Source organism: Caenimonas aquaedulcis, assembly GCF_015831345.1.
Lineage (GTDB): Bacteria > Pseudomonadota > Gammaproteobacteria > Burkholderiales > Burkholderiaceae_C > Ramlibacter > Ramlibacter aquaedulcis.
Genome location: NZ_JADWYS010000001.1, coordinates 2,967,224 through 2,986,038 on the forward strand (window position 1 = coordinate 2,967,224; position 18,815 = coordinate 2,986,038).

The following is an 18,815-nucleotide window of genomic DNA, read 5'->3' on the forward strand; positions in this document are numbered from 1 at the left end:
ATCGATGTACAACTTTGGGGACGGGGATTCCATGAAAGCATTCATTTGCCGCGCGCTGCTGCTGGCGGCCGCGGTACTGTCGAGCTCATGCGGCGGGGGCGCGGGCGATCCGGGCGCGAACCTGCCGCCGCCGCAATCGGCGCGGCCGGCACAGGGGATGGCCTTGGCGATGGCGCAGCGCGCGCAGCAGCCGATGGCTGCCGCGACGCTCACGGCCGCGCAGGCCATGGACTGGGCGGAAGCGAACTATCCGCAACTCTTCGCGCCCGCCGGCCAGCCCACGGGGCAGTACGCCCCCTACACCTATCGCTACTACCCCGGCACGCAGACCTACCTGGCCGTGACGGCATCGGAGCAGACGCCGAAGATCTACGTGAAGAGTCCGCTGCTCTTCAGCAACGAAATCCACCTGATCGGCGAGTTGAGCGCCTATCAATGCGTGGTGCTCCCCGCGACCTGCGTGCCGCCGGGCCTGCCGGTCATCGGCGCCGCGACACCGGGCAACGCGTCGGCGAGCATCGCCTTCAGCGCGCCCACCACGGGCGGGGGCGAGATCTCGCGCTATGACGCGACCTGCTCGCAAGGCCTGTCGACGCATGTCACCGGCACCGGAACGGTGAGTCCCATCACCGTCGTCAACATGACCAACAACCTGCAATACAGCTGCTCCGTCACCGCCACCAATCCCTACGGCACGAGCGGCCCCTCCGGTGCCGTGAGCGTCACGCCGAGCGCGTCCACCGGCGGCAGCGGAACGGGAACCGGCACGGGCACGGGGACGCAGACCGGCACGGTCACCGGCACCACGAGCACCGCCGGCGTCGCGTGTGCCATCAACGCATCGGTGCTCAACCCGACGGTGCACATCACGTCCACCGTGTCGATCACGTGCGACAGCACGCTGCGCACGATCAACGGCAACGGCGTGCCCGACCATGCGACGGGCACCTTCCCGAATGCGGGCAACCCGACGGCGATCGGCTCGGTGAACGTCCACTACAGCAACACGCTCACGCCGGTGGCAGGCGCCAACGCGACCTCCGTCGCGCACAAGGTCGGCTACGCCAACAACAGCGTGCCCTTCGACCCGGCCACGGCGGAGAGTTACCAGAACGCGGGCGTGTGGAAGATCGAGGCGCTCAACCAGAGCTACTTTCCCTTCGGCACCGACTCGAGCAACGCGCACGTGCAGCCCGACGGCGCCTACCACTACCACGGCATGCCGGAGAACTACATCACGAAGCTGGGCAAGGGCACCTCCACGATGACGCTGGTGGGCTTCGCGCTCGACGGCTTCCCGATCTATGCGCGTTACGGCTACGTCACCGCGACCGACTCGTCGAGCGGCGTGAAGAAGATGACGTCCAGCTGGCGCCTGAAGACCACGCCGTCGGCCGGCCGCCCGTCGACAGCCTCCGTTCCCATGGGCACCTTCACGCAGGACTACGAGTACGTGGCGGGCCTGGGCGACCTGGACGAGTGCAACGGCCGCACGGGCGTGACGCCGGAGTTCCCGAACGGCATCTATCACTACTACATCACCGAGGGCTACCCCTACATCCAGCGCTGCGTAAAGGGCACGCCGTCGTACAACGGGACGGTCGGCAATTGATGCGGCGCCTCGTGCCCGCCGCCCTCGTACTGTGCGCGATGCTCCTCGCGCTCCCCGCCGCGCGCGCGCACCTCATGCCGGCGGGGCAGGGCGGCGTGCGTGTGGACGCGGACTCGGTGTTCGCCATCGTCTCGATTCCCGTCTCCGCGTTCAAGGGTTTCGACGACGACGGCGACGGCCGCATGAGCCTCGACGAAATCAACAAGCACCGCGAAGCCCTGCTGGCACAAGCCGCGAAGCTGATGGAGTTTCGGAACGCGGGCGCCACGCCCACGCTGGTCTTCGAGGATTTGCTGATCCCGCACCTGCATGAGCCCGGCGCCCCGCCGGTCGCGACGGACGTGATCGCCATGCAGCGCTGGCGCTGGCCAGGGCCGATCACGGCGCTCAGCTTTCGCGCGCCGTGGCTGGGCAAGGACGCCGCCACGCTGACGGTTCGTGCCACGGATGGAAAGCGCACCGAGGTCCTGACGCTGACGGCCCAGTGCGCGCGGCAGCAGTTCTTCCGGGAGCCGCCTTCGGCGTCGCGCCCGCCTTCGGGCCGATGCCCGCGTTAGCACCGGCCCGTCGATACAATACGGGCTCATGACTTTCATCGAGATGCTGCGAGGCGCGCAGCAGCGCAACGCTTCCATGCTGTGCGTCGGGCTCGACCCGGAACCCGCCCGCTTTCCCGCCGCCCTGAAGGGCGACTCCACGAAGATCTACGATTTTTGCGCGCGCATCGTCGATGCCACCGCGGACCTCGTCATCGCGTTCAAGCCGCAGATCGCGTACTTCGCTTCGCATCGCGCGGAGGACCAGCTCGAAAAGCTCATGGCGCACATGCGCCGCGCCGCGCCGCACGTGCCCGTGATCCTCGACGCCAAGCGCGGCGACATCGGCTCCACCGCGCAGCAATACGCGAAGGAAGCCTTCGAGCGCTACGGCGCGGACGCGGTGACGCTCTCGCCCTTCATGGGCTTCGATTCGATCGAGCCTTATCTGAAGTACGAAGGCAAGGGCGCGTTCCTGCTGTGCCGCACCTCGAACCCGGGCGGTGACGACTTGCAGACGCAGCGCTTCTCGTCCGTCGTCGGCAACCCGCTGCTGTACGAACACGTGGCGCGCCTCGCGCAAGGTCCGTGGAACTTGAACGGGCAACTCGGGTTGGTGGTGGGTGCGACGTACCCCGCCGAGATCGAGCGCGTGCGCGAAGTGGCGCCGACGGTGCCGCTGCTGATTCCCGGTGTCGGCGCGCAGGGCGGCGATGCGGTGGCGACGGTGAAGGCGGGCTGGCGCGAGGATGCGCCGATCGTCGTGAATTCGTCGCGGGCGATCTTGTATGCGTCCAGCGGCGACGGCTTTGCGGAGGCCGCGAGGGCCGAGGCACTGCGCACTAGAGGGGTGCTGGAAGCCGCGAAGTGATTGCTAAATTGGTCACAACAATTTGTCACTAAAAAGCAGGAGCCGCACCTAAACTCCGCTTCAGTAAAGAAGTGGGGAGTGTTGTGGCAGAAGGCAGCAGTCTGGCGCCGATGTACGCGCTGTGTGCGGTGGCGAGGGTGCATCAAATCGCCGCCGACTCGGCGACCGTGGCGCATCAACTGGGCTTCCACGCGAGCGAGCGTATCGGCCGGGACGAGCTGCTCCGCGCAGCGCAGCACCTGGGCCTCAAGGCCAATGCATCGGCGACCACGGCGGAGCGCCTGCCTCTTACTCCGCTGCCTGCCCTCGCGCAGGTCACACAGGCCGACAACACCACCAGCTACGTGATCCTCGCCCAATGCGACGGACAACGGGTCCTGATCCAGGACCCTGGCGCCGAAATCGTCCGGCCCGCCATCGAGTCGATGGAAGCCTTCACCGCCCGCTGGACAGGCGAGTTGATCCTCATCACCAGCCGGGCCAGCCTGGTGGGAGAACTCGCGAAGTTCGACTTCTCCTGGTTCGTCCCAGCACTCGTCAAATATCGCAAGCTGCTGGGCGAGGTACTGCTCATCTCTTTGATGCTGCAACTCTTCGCGCTGGTCAGCCCGCTGTTTTTTCCAGGTGGTGATGGACAAGGTGTTGGTCCACAAGGGCCTCACCACGCTGGACGTGCTGGTGATCGGCCTTGTCGTGGTCGTCATCTTCGAAAGCGTGCTCACCGGCCTGCGCAGTTACGTGTTCAGCCACACCACGAGCCGCATCGACGATGGAGGTGGAAAGTTGATTCGGCTTCAGCCGGGAATTTGACGGCGGAGATCAAGACGGGGGAGCGGCGTGTGATCGAGTACTTGTTGAGCCCGATTCAGAAGGCGGGGAATGAGGCATTGAGGGAGAGATGAAGGCTAGGTCAATAAAAGCGGTTTTGCACAAATTATTAATCGAGAAATGTTTCCATGTCTTGGAACTAAGCGCGACGGACCCTTTCAGCGCGTACTTGGCGCCCCCGCAATGCATCGAATGCCCCACCCGGGGTCAGTGCGCGGCATACCGAAAAAAACTTGTCATAGCAATAAGAGGAGCACAACGTGCCAGAAATTGGAATTGGCCCGGATCTGGTTCGGGGAGCAGGATTGCTCTATCTCTGCGTATTCGTTCTCTTGCTGGTGGTAATTTTGAAATTAAAAATAAAAAAGCCGCGACGGTTGATGTGGATTTTGCTTCTGGTCGCAGTATTCATTGGTCCGATGGTGCCCCACACACTTCGGAGTTTAGGTAATGAGCACTCGCTTGCCGTTGCAACTGCGGTTTTCAAAGAAAGATGCCAATCCGCCGGCGAGAAAATTCTAAGAACGGTATCAGGCGTCAAAGGAGTCAGTCTGATTAACATTCGGCCCGAGCAGACTGATCGTAGTGATCAATTTGCGAGAAGCGATCCCTACGGTTGGGACGGCGGCGGGAAAGAATATCTGAAGTCATATTTGCCGGGCTACTGGAAATGGTGTGCGGGCGTTCAATGTCCACCCGAGAGACGAGCATTCGACTATGTGGAGATCGACCCCCAGGGTCGGAAGGAACGTTTTGGCACGATATCCAAGGCAACGGGCCAGCCGCTGCAAGCTGGTGAACTCACGATACCGGAACTAACGCCAACTCCAGTTGCGGGTCTCCCAACTCTCTACGGTGTCAAATGGGAAGACATTTCTACAGATGAAGATCGACGGTTGTGGATAGCCGGGGGAAAAATCTCAATTGTTCACCTCCCGAGCCAAGAAGTAATAGCGACGCGTGTGGGGTACCTGATAGATACGGGCCAAGGAAGCCGTGACGGCTTCCGTCAACCATGGGCGTGGGCTCGAATGCATGGGAACGCCTGCCCCCCGGTCGAGGGACACAACTCAATTTTCGCTCGCAAAGTACTGACGCCTTAGGAAAAGAGACCAAATGCCACCGACACTTATCTCAAGTACGCCAATCTCCAGATGGCTGCAGAAGCGAGTTGTCCGCTGGGGTTTACGGAGGGGCCAATTCCATTGGCGACGGTAACCACGGGCAATGGTCGTGCTAGCCTGACTCCATTGCAGATCGCGGAGCAAGTGGCAAGTGAGTGGGTGGTCGTTGCGCATCAGGAGAATACCGCGACCGGATTTAGCGGAACTGCATTTCGAAACATTACAACCCCCGAGCAGGTTATCTCGTTCAGTAGTACCGAGTTTGTCGATGACGACGCACGAGACAATCAAGCCATGCAGTTAGATGCGAGCTTGAGTTCTGCAACCATACCCTCTATGTTTGAGAGGTCATCGAATCAGGTCGCGCATTCTTCGGTGCTTAACGATTTCCAAGGATTCGCGGAAGGAGATGTCCTCGAGCATGCAATACCCAGCTTAGCCAGTGCTTTGGGCGTTGGATTGGAAGTGACGATGGAGAACAAGGACGTCGGATTCGTCAACGCGGGGCAGGAAGCGGAGATCAAGCTGGAGACGTTTCCGTTTACGCGATATGGAACGGTGGGCGCGACGGTGAGCCGGGTCAGCGCGGATGCGGTGAATGACGAGAAGCGTGGGGCGTTGTTCCAGGCTACCTTGGCGCTGAAGGCGACTCAGATTGACGTGGATGGGAAGTCAATAAGGCTGCAGCCGGGGATGAATTTGACGGCGGAGATCAAGACCGGGGAGAGACGAGTGATTGAGTTTCTGTTCAGTCCGATTCAGAGGACGGGGAATAAAGGGTTGAGGGAAAGATGAGCCAATTTTCTTCAATCGGTACGACGCTCTTTCTTTCGATGGCCGCGCTGTGCGTGCAAGCCCAGGACAACTGGGACTACGCGAGCGTGCATAAGAGCACTTGCGCGGACGGGGGCCAACTGGAGATGAATCTCTGCTTGAGTCGAGAGGCGGGAAAAGTGGAGAAAAGAATGACGCAGGAGCTGCACAACCTGATGGGTGTCTTGGCCCATCCGGCATCTTTGTCCCAATCCCAGGTCGCGTGGAGCACTTTTTGAGATCGCGAATGCAAGTTCCAGACCTCGGGACTGGAAAAGGGAAAGGGCGCGTATCAATACGCGCTGCTCGCTTGTCGTATCGACCTTGCGGAAAAGCGCCTGAGGGACTTGAGGGCGCACGCTGACGCAAGCTGCAACGGATGCCCGCCGCGGAAGTAGCAGGCGATGACTACGAAGAAAGATATGCATCGCCTTCTCCTCGCTGTCTTGTTCTGCGCAACTCTTCCAGCATTTGCGGCCGATGGCACCGTGGCATTTGCTGTCGATTCGTTGGGGCGCCCTCGTGTGAGCCTGGAAGGCTTATCGGAGGCGTCCCGAGCCATACTGGCCATGTATTCGCTGCAAAGTGGGGGCGGGTGCTCCACGGCCAATCGCTGTGCGTTGACTTCGGAATTGGGGCTTGGGGACCAGTGTTCGGCGGAACATCTCTTGACTGTCCAGCGATGGTTTGCACGCGGAATCCCCTCGATGAATGGACACACCGGGCAGCTCATTGGTCCTTCCGCTTCCATCAACACCTTAAGCAAGGTCTGCTACCGAACGCCCGACGGCGCATCCTTCCAGCAAGCCTGGCGGGAGATTCGGATCTCCGAGGTCCGCAACAGCATAAGAGTCATCGCCACCGCCGACTGGGTTACTCCGAATGACTCGGGGCATCTGGTGTTTCGATCCGAATATCGTGTCGCGAATAGCACCATTCACACCTTGGCGTTTCGCAAGCAAGCAGCCAGCCGATCAGAGGAAAAATGATCTCACAACGACAACTCCAAGCGGAACCATGACCCGGGAACTCATCCTCTTCGCCGGCCTTCACAAGACCGGCACCACCTCCATCCAGGAAACAGCGCGCCAGCACGGTGGCGCGCTGCGCCGCGCGGGCTACTGGTATCCCGTCTTCAACGACGAGGGAGAGGAGATCGCCAACCACACGCGGCTCGTCAACCTCATGTTCAAACAGGCCCCGCACCTCGTCGGCTTGGGCAACCAGTTCGTGTGGAGCGAACCCGTCGACACGGGACTGGAGCGGCAGACGCTGCGAAACAAGGTCGCCATGGCGTTGCGGGACGCGCCGCGCGCCGTCCTCGTGGCCGAGGGCGTCTCCGTGCTGCAGCCGGAAGAACTCGCGCAACTCCACGACTGGCTCGCCGGCCAGGGCTGGACGGTGCGGGTGATCTGCCATGTGCGGCACCTGTCGAGCTGGCTCAACTCCATCGTGTCGCAGCGCGTCACGGCCGGTATCCGGCTTCCCATTGCGGGCGTGATCGATGAATTCCTGCGGCATGCCGGGGGCGTGGTGCGGCCGCGCGTCGAAGCCCTCCGGGCCGCATTTCCGCAGACAGAATTTCACAGCCACGAGTCGGCGGTGCGGCATGCCCATGGGCCGGTGGGCTTCTTCCTGGAGACGATCGGCTTCCAGCCCGGTCCGCGGTTTCGCTTCGTGCGCGCCAATGAAGGCCGCAGCGACGCCGCCACGCGCGCGCTTTCCTTGCTGAACGAACGGTTCGGGCTGTTTCATCTTTCGGGTGAAAAGAATGCAGAGCGATTCGACGGCGCCCGCACGATCGCCATGCTCTACGGCTTGCCCGGCCGCAAGTTCACCCTGCGTCCCGCCGAGGCCGCGCCGCTCATGCCGATGCTCCGCGCCGAGAACGAGTGGCTGCGCGACACGCTGGGGCCGCAGTTCCACGACGGCTCGCTCGAGACCGCCTTCATCGACCAACCGGTGGAATGGCGCGCCGAGGCGCTGAACCAGTTCGCTGCGGCCCTCGCGAGGATGCCGGAGCCGGTGCGCGCATGGATGACGGCCCACCTGGATCGGCTCGGCGTGCCCGAGGCGCAGCGCGGCCGGTTCCTATAGCAGGCGCTTGAGGTACCTGCCGGTGTGGCTCGCAGGATTGGCCGCGATCTCTTCCGGCGTGCCCACGCCTACCACCTCGCCGCCGCCCGCGCCGCCTTCCGGCCCCATGTCGATCAGCCAGTCGGCCGTCTTGATCACGTCCAGGTTGTGCTCGATCACGACGATGGTGTTGCCCGCGTCGCGCAGCTGGTGGAGCACCTTGAGCAGCAGGTCGATGTCCGCGAAGTGCAGGCCGGTGGTCGGCTCGTCCAGGATGTACAGCGTGCGGCCGGTGTCCCGTTTGGAGAGTTCCAGCGCGAGCTTCACGCGCTGCGCCTCGCCGCCCGACAGCGTGGTCGCGGCCTGGCCGAGCTTGATGTACGACAGGCCCACGTCCAGCAGCGTCTGCAGCTTGCGCGCGATCGCGGGGACGGGCTTCAGGAAGTCATGCGCGTCCTCGACCGTCATGCCGAGGATCTGCGCGATGTTGCGGCCCTTCCACTGCACCTCCAGCGTCTCGCGGTTGTAGCGCGCGCCCTTGCACACGTCGCACGGCACGTACACGTCGGGCAGGAAGTGCATCTCCACCTTCACCATGCCGTCGCCCTGGCAGGCCTCGCAGCGTCCACCGGCGACGTTGAAGGAGAAGCGGCCCGGCCCGTAGCCGCGCTCCTTGGCCATCGGAACCTCGGCCATCAGCTCGCGGATCGGCGTGAAGAGGCCCGTGTAGGTGGCGGGGTTGCTGCGCGGCGTGCGGCCGATGGGCGACTGGTCGACGTTGATGACCTTGTCGAAATGCTCGATGCCCTCGATCTCGTCGTGCGCCGCCGGCTCGTCATGCGCCCGGTACAGCTCGCGCGCGACCGCCGTGTAGAGCGTGTCGTTCACCAGCGTGGACTTGCCCGAGCCGGACACGCCCGTCACGCAGGTGAGCAGCCCTACGGGAAATTCGACCGTCACGTTCTTCAGGTTGTTGCCGCGCGCGCCGGCGATGCGCAACACCTGCGGGTCCGCCTGTTCGCCGAGCTTGTGGCGCTTCTTCGGCACCGGGATCTTCAGCGCGCCGGACATGTAGCGGCCCGTGAGCGACTCGGTGCTGGCTTCAACCTCCGCGGGCGTTCCCTGCGCGATCACGCGGCCGCCGTGGATGCCCGCGCCCAGGCCCATGTCGATCACGTGGTCGGCCGCGCGGATCATGTCCTCGTCGTGCTCCACCACCAGCACGCTGTTGCCGATGTCGCGCAGGTGCTTGAGCGTGTCGATCAGGCGGTCGTTGTCGCGCTGGTGCAGGCCGATGCTCGGCTCGTCGAGCACGTACATCACGCCGGTGAGGCCCGAGCCGATCTGCGACGCGAGGCGGATGCGTTGCGATTCGCCGCCCGACAGCGTTTCCGCGCTGCGATCCAGGCTGAGGTAGTTCAGCCCGACGTCGTTGAGGAATTTCAGGCGCGCGCCGATCTCGCGCGTCACCTTGTCCGCGATCTCCGCCTTGGAGCCCTTGAGCTTCAAGGTGGTGAAGTACGCATGGCTTTCGCGCAGCGTCATGTGGCCGATCTCGAAGATCGCCTTGGCCTGCGCGTCGTCGCCGAGTTTCACGTGCCGCGCCTCGCTGCGCAGCCGCGTGCCGTGGCAATCCGGGCACGGCTGCATGCTGCGAAAGCGCGCGAGCTCCTCGCGCACCGCGACGGAATCCGTCTCGCGGAAGCGCCGTTCCATGTTCGGAAGAATTCCTTCGAACGCGTGTTTCTTCGTGACCTTGCGCCCGGCCGAAGCGCCCGAATCCAGCGTGTAGCTGAAGCGGATCTCCTCCTCGCCGGAACCATGGAGGATCGCGTGCCGCACCTTCTCGTCGAGCTGCTCGAAGGGCACGTCGAGGTCGATCTTGTAGTGCTTCGCGAGGCTTTCCAGCAGCGCGAAGTAGTAGCCGTTGCGCCGGTCCCAGCCCTTGATCGCGCCGCTCGCGAGCGACAGCGTCGGGAACGCGACCACGCGCGCCGGGTCGAAGAATTCCATGTGCCCGAGGCCATCGCAGGTCGGGCAGGCGCCCACCGGCGAATTGAACGAGAAGAGGCGCGGCTCGAGCTCGCTGATCGAGTAGTTGCAGATGGGGCACGCGAATTTCGCGTTGAAGAGATGCTCCTCGCCCGTGTCCATCTCCATCGCGAGCGCGCGGCCGTCGGCCAGGCGCAGCGCGGCCTCGAAGCTCTCCGCGAGGCGCTGCTGCACGTCGGGGCGCACCTTCAGGCGGTCGATGACGACGTCGATGTCGTGCTTCTCGGCCTTCTTGAGCTTGGGCAGCTCGTCGAATTCGTAGGCCTGCCCATCCACGCGGAAGCGCACGTAGCCCTGCGCCTGCATGTCGGTGAAGACGTCCTGGAACTCGCCCTTGCGGTCGCGCGCGACGGGCGCGAGGATCATGAGGCGGGACTCGGGCGGCAGCGCGAGCACCGCATCCACCATCTGCGACACCGTCTGCGAGGTGAGCGGGATATCGTGGATCGGGCAGTACGGCGTGCCGGCGCGCGCGAAGAGCAGGCGCAGGTAGTCGTGGATTTCCGTCACCGTGCCGACGGTCGAGCGCGGGTTGTGCGAGGTCGCCTTCTGCTCGATGGAAATCGCGGGGGACAGGCCCTCGATCACGTCGACGTCGGGCTTGTCCATGAGCTGCAGGAACTGCCGCGCATACGCCGACAGGCTTTCCACGTAGCGGCGCTGGCCTTCCGCGTACAGCGTATCGAAGGCCAGGGAGGACTTGCCCGAGCCCGACAGGCCGGTGATCACCACGAGCTGGTTGCGCGGGATGTCGAGGTCGAAGTTCTTGAGGTTGTGCGTGCGCGCGCCTCGGATCGCGATCCGCTGCTGGGCCAGCGACTGGCCGAGGTACTTTCCGTCGGTGGATGAGTTCAAAATCGGGTGCGCCCGGGGCAACCCACGATGATAGCCCGCCGGCCCGTTTCCTGTCATTACGCGCGGCCGGCCCCGGCCGGGCGCTCAACGACAATCACCCCGTCCGCCGCCTCCCCCATGTCCCCCGTGTCCCCAACCCCTTCCAGCCTCGACCCCACCCGCATGACCCCCGGCGAGCGCCGCGCCAGCGGCTCGCTCGCGACCATCTTCGCTGCGCGGATGCTGGGCCTCTTCCTTGTGCTTCCGGTCTTCGCGCTGGAGGCGGCCCGGTACCCGGGCGGCGACGATCCCGCGCGGGTCGGGCTCGCCATGGGCATCTACGGCCTGACGCAGGGCATCCTGCAGATCCCGTTCGGCCTGGCATCCGACCGCTTCGGCCGCAAGCGGGTCATTGCGCTGGGGCTGGCGATCTTCGCCCTGGGCAGCTTCCTCGCCGCGCTGGCGCCCACACTGGGCTGGCTCATCGCCGGCCGGTCGCTGCAGGGCGCGGGCGCCGTGTCGGCCGCCGTCACGGCGCTGCTGGCGGACCAGACCCGGGACGAGGTGCGCACCAAGGCGATGGCGCTGGTCGGCGCGAGCATCGGGCTCATGTTCGCGCTGTCGCTCGTCGCGGCGCCGCTGCTCGCGGCCCACATCGGTCTCGGCGGCCTGTTCGCCGTCACGGGGGTGCTGGCTCTTTCGTGCATCGCCGTCGTCTTCTGGTGGACGCCGCCGGAGCCGCTGCTGCACAAGAACGTGCCGCGCGGGAAGTTGTCGGAGGTGCTGGCGCACCCCGGGCTGCTGCGGCTGGACGTCGGCGTGTTCGTGCTGCATGCCGTGCAGCTGGCGATGTGGGTGGCGATTCCGGCGCTGCTCGTGCAGGCGGGATTGCCAAAGGAAGCGCACTGGCACGTCTACCTGCCGGCGGTGCTCGCTTCCTTCGTGGTGATGGGCATGACCCTGTTTCCGCTCGAGCGGCGTGGCTACCTGCGCGCGGCGTTCCTGGGCGCTGTCGCGCTGGTCGCGCTGGTGCAGGCGGGCTTGTGGTGGATCGCGGAATCCCCCAGCGTTCCCGCGCTGGCCGCGCTGCTCTTCGTCTTCTTTTGCGGATTCAACGTCCTCGAGGCGAGCCAGCCCAGCATGGCCTCGCGTATCGCGCCGCCGCATGCGCGCGGGGCTGCGCTCGGTGTGTACAACACACTGCAATCCCTGGGATTTTTTGCCGGCGGCGCGGTCGGCGGCTGGCTGTCCAAGGGCGTTGGAGCGCAAGGGTTGTTTGCCGCGTGCGGCGCGCTGATGCTGGCCTGGCTGGCGGTGGCGTGGCCGATGCGGGCGCCCGGTGCGCGAAGCTCGGCCGAAGAGGTCTTGGCGGACGAAGCGCAGGCCACTTAGGCAAGCGACATAATTAACCCAAATCTGGAGAATCCCCATGGCATCCGTCAACAAAGTCATCCTCATCGGCAACTGCGGCCGCGACCCCGAGGTCCGCTACCTCCCCTCCGGCCAGGCCGTGGCCAACGTGAGCATCGCCACCACCAGCAAGCGCAAGGACAAGACCAGCGGCGAAATGGTCGAGGAAACGCAGTGGCACCGCGTCACCTTCTTCGACCGCCTCGCGGAAATCGTCGGCGAATACGTGAAGAAGGGCCGGCCCATCTACGTGGAAGGCCGCCTGACCTACCGCAAGTACACGAACAAGGACGGCGTCGAGCAGAACGCGACCGACATCGTCGCGACCGAAATGCAGCTGCTGGGTGGCCGTGAAGGCATGGGCGCCCCGCAGGGCGGCGGCGACGATGAAGGCGGCGGCCAGCGCCGCCCGCCCGCGTCCGCACCGCGTCCCGCGCCGTCGGCCGCGCGCCCGGCACCGTCGAAGCCTTCGACGGGCTTCGACGACATGGACGACGATATTCCGTTCTAAGTGCCCCGCTACGTCGCCTTCCTTCGCGGCGTCAGCCCGCTCAACGCGAAGATGCCTGAACTGAAGGCCTGCTTCGAAGGCGCCGGCTTCACGAACGTGAAAACCGTGCTCGCGAGCGGCAACGTCGTGTTCAACAGCCGCGCGGCCACCGACGCCGCGCTGGAAAAGAAGATCGAGAAAGCGATGGAGAAGGACCTGGGCAAGGTCTTCTACACGATCGTGCGCAGCGTCGATGACCTGCAGAAGATCCTCGATGCCGACCCGTTCGCCGCATTCAAGCTCCCGGCCGTCGCCAAGCGTGTGGTCACCTTCGTGCGCGAACCGCACGGGGCGAAGCCGAAGCTGCCGGTCACGCTGGAGCAAGCCCGCATCCTCGCGATGGACCGGCGCGAGATCTTCACGGCGTACGAGCCGCAGCCCGGCAACCCGGTGTTCATGACGCTGATCGAAAAGACCTTCGGCAAGAACGTCACCACGCGCACCTGGGACACCGTGCGCAAATGCGTGCAGGCTTAAGATCGCCGGCATGCAGCAGTTCGACATCGGCATCGTGGGCCTGGGGGTGATGGGCGAGAACCTCGCGCTCAATTTCGAGCGCAACGGTTTCGCCGTCGCCGGTTTCGACCAGGAGCCGTCCAAGCGTGAGAGCTTCACCGCGCGAGCGAGCAAAGCGCGCGCCGCTCGCTCGCTCGAGGAACTGGTCGCCGGACTGCGCACGCCGCGGCGCGTGCTGATAATGGTGCCCGCAGGCGCGGCGGTCGATGCGGTGATCGCGGGCCTCGCGCCGCTGCTGCAGGCCGGCGACGTCGTCATCGACGGCGGCAACACGCTCTTCTCCGACACGCAGCGCCGCGCGCTCGCGCTGGAAGACACGGGCATCCTGTACGTCGGCGCGGGCGTGAGCGGCGGCGAAGAGGGCGCGCTGCGCGGCCCCGCGCTGATGCCGGGCGGGCATCCGCAGGCCTGGCCCGTGATCCGCCCGCTGCTGCAGGCCATCGCGGCGAAGGCCGACGACGGCGAGCCGTGCTGCGACTGGATGGGCCCCGGCGGCGCGGGCCATTTCGTGAAGATGGTGCACAACGGCATCGAGTACGCCGACATGCAGATCATCTGCGAGTCGTACTGGCTGATGCACTCGCTGCTGGGGATGAAGCCGGCGGACATGAGCGGCGTCTTCGCGCGCTGGAACGGCACGGAGCTGGAGAGCTACCTCATCGCGATCACCTCGGACATCCTCGCCCGAGTGGACGAGGACTCAGGCCAGCCCCTGGTCGACATGATCCTCGACACCGCCGAGCAAAAGGGCACGGGCAAGTGGGCGAGCCAGCTCGCGCTGGACATGGGCGTGACGGCGCCGACCATCGCGGACGCCGTGTTCGCGCGCACGGTGAGCGCGGTGAAGGACGAGCGCGTCGCGGCCGCGGACATCCTGAAGGGCCCGCGCAGACGCTTCGAGGGCGACCGCGAAGCGTTCATCGAAAAGATCCGCCGCGCGCTGCTCGCCGCGAAGATCTGCGCCTATGCGCAAGGCTTCCAGCTGCTGCGCGCCGCGGACCAGGAGCATCAGTGGGGCCTGCAGTTCGGCGCCATCGCTTCTGTGTGGCGCGCGGGCTGCATCATCCGCGCGAAGCTGCTGCAGGACATCCGCGCTGCCTTCGGGCGCGATGCGCAGCTTGTGAACCTGCTGGTGGATCCGCACATCGCACAGGTGATGGCCGACTGCGAACAGGACTTGCGCGAAGTCGTCGCGGCCGCGGCCCTGCACGGCATCGCGGTGCCGGCGTTCATGAGCGCGCTGGCGTACTACGACGCGTATCGCTCACCGCGGCTGCCCGCCAACCTGCTGCAGGCGCAGCGGGATTATTTCGGCGCGCACAAGTACCGGCGGGTCGACCGGGCGGGCGTGTTCCACACGCACTGGACGCAGGCGGAATAGCGGCCCCCGGCTACGCCTTGGCGCTGATCACGCCGCCGCCCAGGCAGATCTCCCCGTCGTAGAGCACTGCGGATTGCCCGGGCGTCACCGCCCACTGCGGCTGCGGAAAGTCCAGGTGGAACGCGCCATTGGCTTGCGGCGCCAGCACGCACGGCGCATCCGCTTGGCGGTAACGCGACTTCGAGCCGTACGCACCGGCAGCGGGCGGCTCGCCCGCGACCCAGCTCGCGTCGTCCGCGTCGAGCGCGATCGACTGCAGCCACGGGTGGTCGTGCCCCTGCACGACCCACAGCGTGTTCTTCTCCATGTCCTTGCGCGCGACGAACCAGGGCGCATGTTCACCGCCGCCGCGCTGCGCGCCCTTTTCCTTGACGCCGCCGATGCCCAGCCCCTGCCGCTGCCCCAGCGTGTAGAAGGAGAGGCCCTCGTGCTTGCCGATCACGCGGCCGCGCTCGTCCTTGATCGGACCCGGCTCCTTGCTGATGTACCGGTTGAGGAACTCGCGGAAGGGCCGCTCGCCGATGAAGCAGATGCCGGTGGAATCCTTCTTCTTCGCGTTGGGCAGGCCGATCTCCTCGGCGATGCGCCGCACCTCGGTCTTGCGAAGCTCGCCGACGGGGAACAGCGACTTCGACAGCTGCGCCTGCGTGAGCCGGTGCAGGAAGTAGCTCTGGTCCTTGGTGTCGTCCAGGCCCTTCAGGAGTTCGAAGCGGCCGTCGCGTTCGCGAACGCGCGCGTAGTGGCCGGTGGCGATCTTCTCCGCGCCCAGGCGCATGGCGTGGTCGAGGAAGGCCTTGAACTTGATCTCGGCGTTGCACAGCACGTCGGGGTTGGGCGTGCGGCCGGCCTGGTATTCGCGCAGGAACTCGGCGAAGACGCGGTCCTTGTAGTCGGCCGCGAAGTTCACGTGCTCGATCTCGATGCCCAGCACGTCCGCCACGGCGGCGGCGTCGACGAAGTCTTCGTTGGACGAACAGTATTGCGGGGAGTCGTCGCTCGACCCCGCGGGCCGGTCGTCATCCTCCCAGTTCTTCATGAAGATGCCGACGACCTCGTGGCCCTGCGCCTTGAGCAGGTGCGCGGTGACCGCGGAATCCACGCCCCCGCTCAACCCGACGACGACACGTGGCTTGCTGCTCATTTGTGCGATTATCCCAGCGAAGGTTTGACCTCATGCTCTACCGGCCCACCTCGCCGGCGCTCCCGCGCCAGCCCATGTCGCCCACGGCGCTGGCCACTGCCGGGGCGATCCACGTGGCGCTGCTGTGGCTGCTGCTCCAGTATTCGCCGGTGCAGCAGGCGATCCGATACGTGGTCTACCAGTACGTGCAGCCGATCAGCCCGCCGGCGCCGCCGCCCAGCCGCGCGATCACGGTGCGGCCACCCGCGATCTCCCGCCCCGCCGACAGCCCCTCGGTATTCTCGAACACGCCCGAGTCGAGCGTGCCGCTCAAAACCACGACGCAATTGCCCGAGAAGCTGCAGAGCAAGACGCCGGAGCCCGCGCCCCGGACGCCGGACCCGGCGCCGGTGATCGAGCCCGCTCCCGTGGTGGAATCCGCGCCTGCGCAGACGGTGGAAGCGCCCGCGCCTGCGCCCATCCCGCCCCCGCCCGTGCCGGTGCCGCCCGCTCCCGCCCCGCCCGTGCCGGTGGAAGTGCCTCCGCCGCCCGCGCCGGTGCCTGTCCCGGCGCCAGTGCCCGCACCTGCCCCTGTTCCGGTGCCCGCCCCCGAGCCGGTTCCCGCGCCGGCACCTGTTCCCGCGCCGGCACCAGCGCCCGCGCCAGCGCCGGTTGTCACTGCCGAACCTGCGCCGGCTCCGGTCGCACCCCCTGCGCCTGCGCCTGTCGCGCCTGCCCCCACGCCACCCGCTCCGCCCGCACCACCGGCCGTCGCTCCGCAGCGGCTTCAAGGCCCCGTCATCGACGTGCCGGTCCCGGCCATCGCACCACCCGGTGCGCGTGGCGCGCCCGCCGTCGTCGTGCCGGTACTACCGGGCCCGGGTGCTTCGCCAGGCGCCGGCACGGGCACCACGGGCACGCCGGGCGCGTCCGGCGGCGGAGTCCCGGGCGCCACACGTATCGCGCCCGCACCCGCACCCGCGGCCGTCCCTGCGGCGCCCGTGGTCGTCCCCGCGATCCCGCCCCATCCCGGTCCTTTCCGCGTGCCGCGCCAGCGCAGCCTGTCCGAGATGGCGAACGAACAGTTGCGACGTGGCAAGTCGAAGGACCCGCTGGCCGAAGGCATGGAGGACGCGGCGCGGGACGACTGCCTGCATGCCCCGGCAAAGCCGGATGTGCTGGGCGGGCTGCTCGCCGCCCCTTCGCTGCTAGGCCGCGCGCTCACCGACCGCTGCGCGAAGTGAGCCGCGCGGCGCACTCGGCTAGCATGCTTACACATCAAAGGAGACAGGCATGGACCTTCGACTGAACGACAGGACGGCGCTCGTGACGGGCGCGAGCGTGGGCATCGGCCGCGCGATCGCGAAGGCGCTTGCGAGCGAGGGCGTGCGCGTCGCCATCGCGGCACGCCGCGTGGAGAAGCTGGAAGAGCTGGCCGCCGAAATCGTCGCGGCCGGCGGCGCGAAACCGGTGACGATCGCGTGCGACCTCTACGAGGCCGATGCGTCCACGAAGCTCGCCGCCGCGGCGATGGCCGGGCTCGGCCGCGTCGACATCCTCGTGAACAACGCGGGCGGCTCGCGCAGTTTCAAGGAACTGCACGTGAGCGAGGAGGCATGGCAGGAGGCGATCACGCTCAACTTCCACCGGCCGCGCCAGCTCGCCGATGCGCTCATCGACCAGATGATCGCCAGCGGCTGGGGCCGCATCATCAACATCACCGGCAAGAGCGAGCCCGAGCACATCAACGGGGCGTTCTGCGCGAAGGCCGGCATGCACAGCTGGGCCAAGGGCCTGTCGCGCATGGTGGGCAAGCACGGCATCACGGTGAACTGCATTCCGCCCGGTCGTATCCACTCGGAGCAGATCTTCCGCAACTACACGCCCGAGTACCGCCAGTGGCAGTCGGAGCACGAAATCCCGGTGGGCCGCTACGGCGAGCCGGAAGAGCTCGCGGACCTCGTCGCCTTCCTCGCGTCGCCGCGCGCGGGCTACATCTCAGGCGCCGTCATCCCCGTCGATGGGGGTTTGCGCAAATACCAATTCTGAAGTTGCGCGCTTACAGTGGGACCATCCAAGGAGTACACCCGTTGAACGACCACTTTTCATTGCGGCGCCGCGAACTCGTCGCGCGCGCGGTCGCCGCGACCACCGCGGCCCTGCTGCCCGCCGCGCTGCGCGCGCAATCGCACTGGCCGACCAAGTCGGTGCGCTTCCTCGTGCCCTTCGCACCCGGCGGCACCTCGGAGATCGTCGCGCGCTCTGTCGCCGCCGAGTTGACCAAGCAGCTCGGGCAGACCGTGTACGTGGAGAACAAGCCCGGCGGCGCGGGCGTGGTCGCGATGACCGAAGCTGCGCACGCGGCGCCGGACGGCCACACCATCATCCTCGGCCACGTCGGCACGCTCGCGGTGAATCCGTACATGCTGTCCGACCAGCCCTATGACGTGAACCGCGACTTCGTTCCCGTCACGCTGCTCGCGAAGGTGCCCAACGTCTTCGTCATCCATCCCGACGTGCCGGCGAAGAACTTCAAGGAGTTCGTCGCGTATGTGAAGGCCAACCCCGGCAAGCTCAACTACGGCTCCGCCGGCAATGCGAGCGCGGGCCACCTGGCAATGGAATACCTCAAGCTCGTGACGGGCATGTTCATCACGCACATCCCCTATCGCGGCACGGGGCCGCAGCTCACGGACCTGCTCGCCGGCCGCACGCAGGCGTCGTCGGCCGGGCTGCCCGCGCTCGGCGCGCACATCCGCGCGGGCAAGCTGCGCGCGATCGCGGTGGGCACGCTGCAGCGCATCTCGGCGCTGCCGGACGTGCCGACGGTGGCCGAGATGGGCTACAAGGATTTCGAGACGTCGCAGTGGTACGGCATCCTCGCGCCCGCCGGCACCCCGCCGGACGTCGTGAAGAAGATCCAGGAAGAGTCGTTCAAGGCGCTGAAGTCGAGCGCGGTGACCGAGCGCTTCGCCACGGACAACGCGGTGGGCGGCGGCGGCCCGTCGTCCGAATTCGCCGCCTTTATCGGCAAGGAGCAGAAGATCTGGAAGGAGATCGTGCGCAAGGCGCAGATCAAGGCGGATTGAAAG

Annotated in this window: 18 protein-coding genes; 16 read left to right on the forward strand and 2 right to left on the reverse strand. The window is 66.2% G+C overall.

Going from position 1 to position 18,815, the window contains the following annotated elements; genetic code table 11:
• The first annotated feature begins 31 nt into the window (after nucleotides 1-31).
• The 9 genes from I5803_RS14200 (at nucleotide 32) to I5803_RS14245 (ending at nucleotide 7,881) form a co-directional block, all read left to right on the forward strand.
• On the forward strand, nucleotides 32-1,612 hold the full coding sequence (locus I5803_RS14200; RefSeq protein ID WP_196986996.1) for a YHYH protein: 1,581 nt from the start codon (nucleotides 32-34) through the stop codon (nucleotides 1,610-1,612).
• A gap of 38 nt (nucleotides 1,613-1,650) precedes the next feature.
• Nucleotides 1,651-2,169 (forward strand): hypothetical protein, encoded by a 519-nt coding sequence (locus tag I5803_RS14205; protein WP_196986997.1) that lies wholly within the window; start codon nucleotides 1,651-1,653, stop codon nucleotides 2,167-2,169.
• 28 nt (nucleotides 2,170-2,197) lie between these two features.
• Entirely contained in the window at nucleotides 2,198-3,019 is an 822-nt protein-coding gene (gene pyrF / locus I5803_RS14210) for an orotidine-5'-phosphate decarboxylase (RefSeq protein ID WP_196986998.1), read from the forward strand.
• A gap of 83 nt (nucleotides 3,020-3,102) precedes the next feature.
• The gene (locus I5803_RS22335; protein ID WP_354001664.1) at nucleotides 3,103-3,921 is read left to right on the forward strand and encodes a cysteine peptidase family C39 domain-containing protein; all 819 of its coding nucleotides are present in this window, start codon (nucleotides 3,103-3,105) and stop codon (nucleotides 3,919-3,921) included.
• 186 nt (nucleotides 3,922-4,107) lie between these two features.
• Entirely contained in the window at nucleotides 4,108-4,950 is an 843-nt protein-coding gene (locus I5803_RS14225; RefSeq protein WP_196986999.1) for a hypothetical protein, read from the forward strand.
• A gap of 51 nt (nucleotides 4,951-5,001) precedes the next feature.
• Nucleotides 5,002-5,766 (forward strand): beta-barrel domain-containing protein, encoded by a 765-nt coding sequence (locus tag I5803_RS14230; protein ID WP_196987000.1) that lies wholly within the window; start codon nucleotides 5,002-5,004, stop codon nucleotides 5,764-5,766.
• Nucleotides 5,763-6,023 carry a hypothetical protein gene (locus I5803_RS14235; RefSeq protein WP_196987001.1) on the forward strand — a complete coding sequence of 87 codons (261 nt, stop codon included), beginning with the start codon at nucleotides 5,763-5,765 and terminating at the stop codon, nucleotides 6,021-6,023. The genes I5803_RS14230 and I5803_RS14235 overlap by 4 nt, the downstream gene beginning before the upstream one ends.
• Nucleotides 6,024-6,188: 165 nt before the next feature.
• The gene (locus tag I5803_RS22070; protein WP_231402423.1) at nucleotides 6,189-6,773 is read left to right on the forward strand and encodes a hypothetical protein; all 585 of its coding nucleotides are present in this window, start codon (nucleotides 6,189-6,191) and stop codon (nucleotides 6,771-6,773) included.
• Between the two features lie 28 nt (nucleotides 6,774-6,801).
• Nucleotides 6,802-7,881 carry a hypothetical protein gene (locus I5803_RS14245; RefSeq protein ID WP_196987003.1) on the forward strand — a complete coding sequence of 360 codons (1,080 nt, stop codon included), beginning with the start codon at nucleotides 6,802-6,804 and terminating at the stop codon, nucleotides 7,879-7,881.
• Here I5803_RS14245 and uvrA read toward each other — a convergent pair.
• Nucleotides 7,876-10,824, reverse strand: a complete 2,949-nt coding sequence (gene uvrA, locus I5803_RS14250; RefSeq protein ID WP_196987004.1) for an excinuclease ABC subunit UvrA — start codon at nucleotides 10,822-10,824, stop codon at nucleotides 7,876-7,878. The two genes, I5803_RS14245 and uvrA, sit on opposite strands and share 6 nt — an antisense overlap.
• A 105-nt stretch (nucleotides 10,825-10,929) precedes the next feature.
• Here uvrA and I5803_RS14255 point away from each other — a divergent pair, with 105 nt between their 5' ends.
• The 4 genes from I5803_RS14255 to gnd are packed head-to-tail and all read left to right on the forward strand — an operon-like array spanning nucleotide 10,930 to nucleotide 14,603.
• Entirely contained in the window at nucleotides 10,930-12,138 is a 1,209-nt protein-coding gene (locus tag I5803_RS14255) for an MFS transporter (protein ID WP_196988568.1), read from the forward strand.
• Between the two features lie 37 nt (nucleotides 12,139-12,175).
• Nucleotides 12,176-12,667 carry a single-stranded DNA-binding protein gene (gene ssb, locus I5803_RS14260; RefSeq protein ID WP_196987005.1) on the forward strand — a complete coding sequence of 164 codons (492 nt, stop codon included), beginning with the start codon at nucleotides 12,176-12,178 and terminating at the stop codon, nucleotides 12,665-12,667.
• Nucleotides 12,668-13,183 (forward strand): DUF1697 domain-containing protein, encoded by a 516-nt coding sequence (locus tag I5803_RS14265; protein WP_196987006.1) that lies wholly within the window; start codon nucleotides 12,668-12,670, stop codon nucleotides 13,181-13,183. It begins immediately after the preceding gene.
• A 10-nt stretch (nucleotides 13,184-13,193) separates the two neighbouring features.
• A complete protein-coding gene (gene gnd / locus I5803_RS14270) occupies nucleotides 13,194-14,603 on the forward strand; it encodes an NADP-dependent phosphogluconate dehydrogenase (RefSeq protein WP_196987007.1) in 1,410 nt (469 codons plus the stop codon).
• 10 nt (nucleotides 14,604-14,613) lie between these two features.
• Here gnd and mnmA read toward each other — a convergent pair whose 3' ends face one another.
• Complete coding sequence (gene mnmA / locus I5803_RS14275; protein WP_196987008.1) at nucleotides 14,614-15,744, reverse strand: tRNA 2-thiouridine(34) synthase MnmA; 1,131 nt, start codon at nucleotides 15,742-15,744, stop codon at nucleotides 14,614-14,616.
• Nucleotides 15,745-15,776: 32 nt separating this feature from the next.
• Between mnmA and I5803_RS14280 the strand changes: the two genes are divergently transcribed.
• Genes I5803_RS14280 through I5803_RS14290 form a run of 3 tightly spaced genes read left to right on the forward strand, consistent with a single transcriptional unit; the run spans nucleotide 15,777 to nucleotide 18,812 of the window.
• Nucleotides 15,777-16,967: a hypothetical protein gene (locus I5803_RS14280; protein ID WP_196987009.1), complete on the forward strand. Its 1,191-nt coding sequence runs from the start codon at nucleotides 15,777-15,779 to the stop codon at nucleotides 16,965-16,967.
• Between the two features lie 49 nt (nucleotides 16,968-17,016).
• Nucleotides 17,017-17,772: an SDR family oxidoreductase gene (locus I5803_RS14285; RefSeq protein WP_196987010.1), complete on the forward strand. Its 756-nt coding sequence runs from the start codon at nucleotides 17,017-17,019 to the stop codon at nucleotides 17,770-17,772.
• A gap of 41 nt (nucleotides 17,773-17,813) precedes the next feature.
• Nucleotides 17,814-18,812, forward strand: a complete 999-nt coding sequence (locus I5803_RS14290; RefSeq protein ID WP_435520857.1) for a Bug family tripartite tricarboxylate transporter substrate binding protein — start codon at nucleotides 17,814-17,816, stop codon at nucleotides 18,810-18,812.
• Nucleotides 18,813-18,815: the final 3 nt, after the last annotated feature.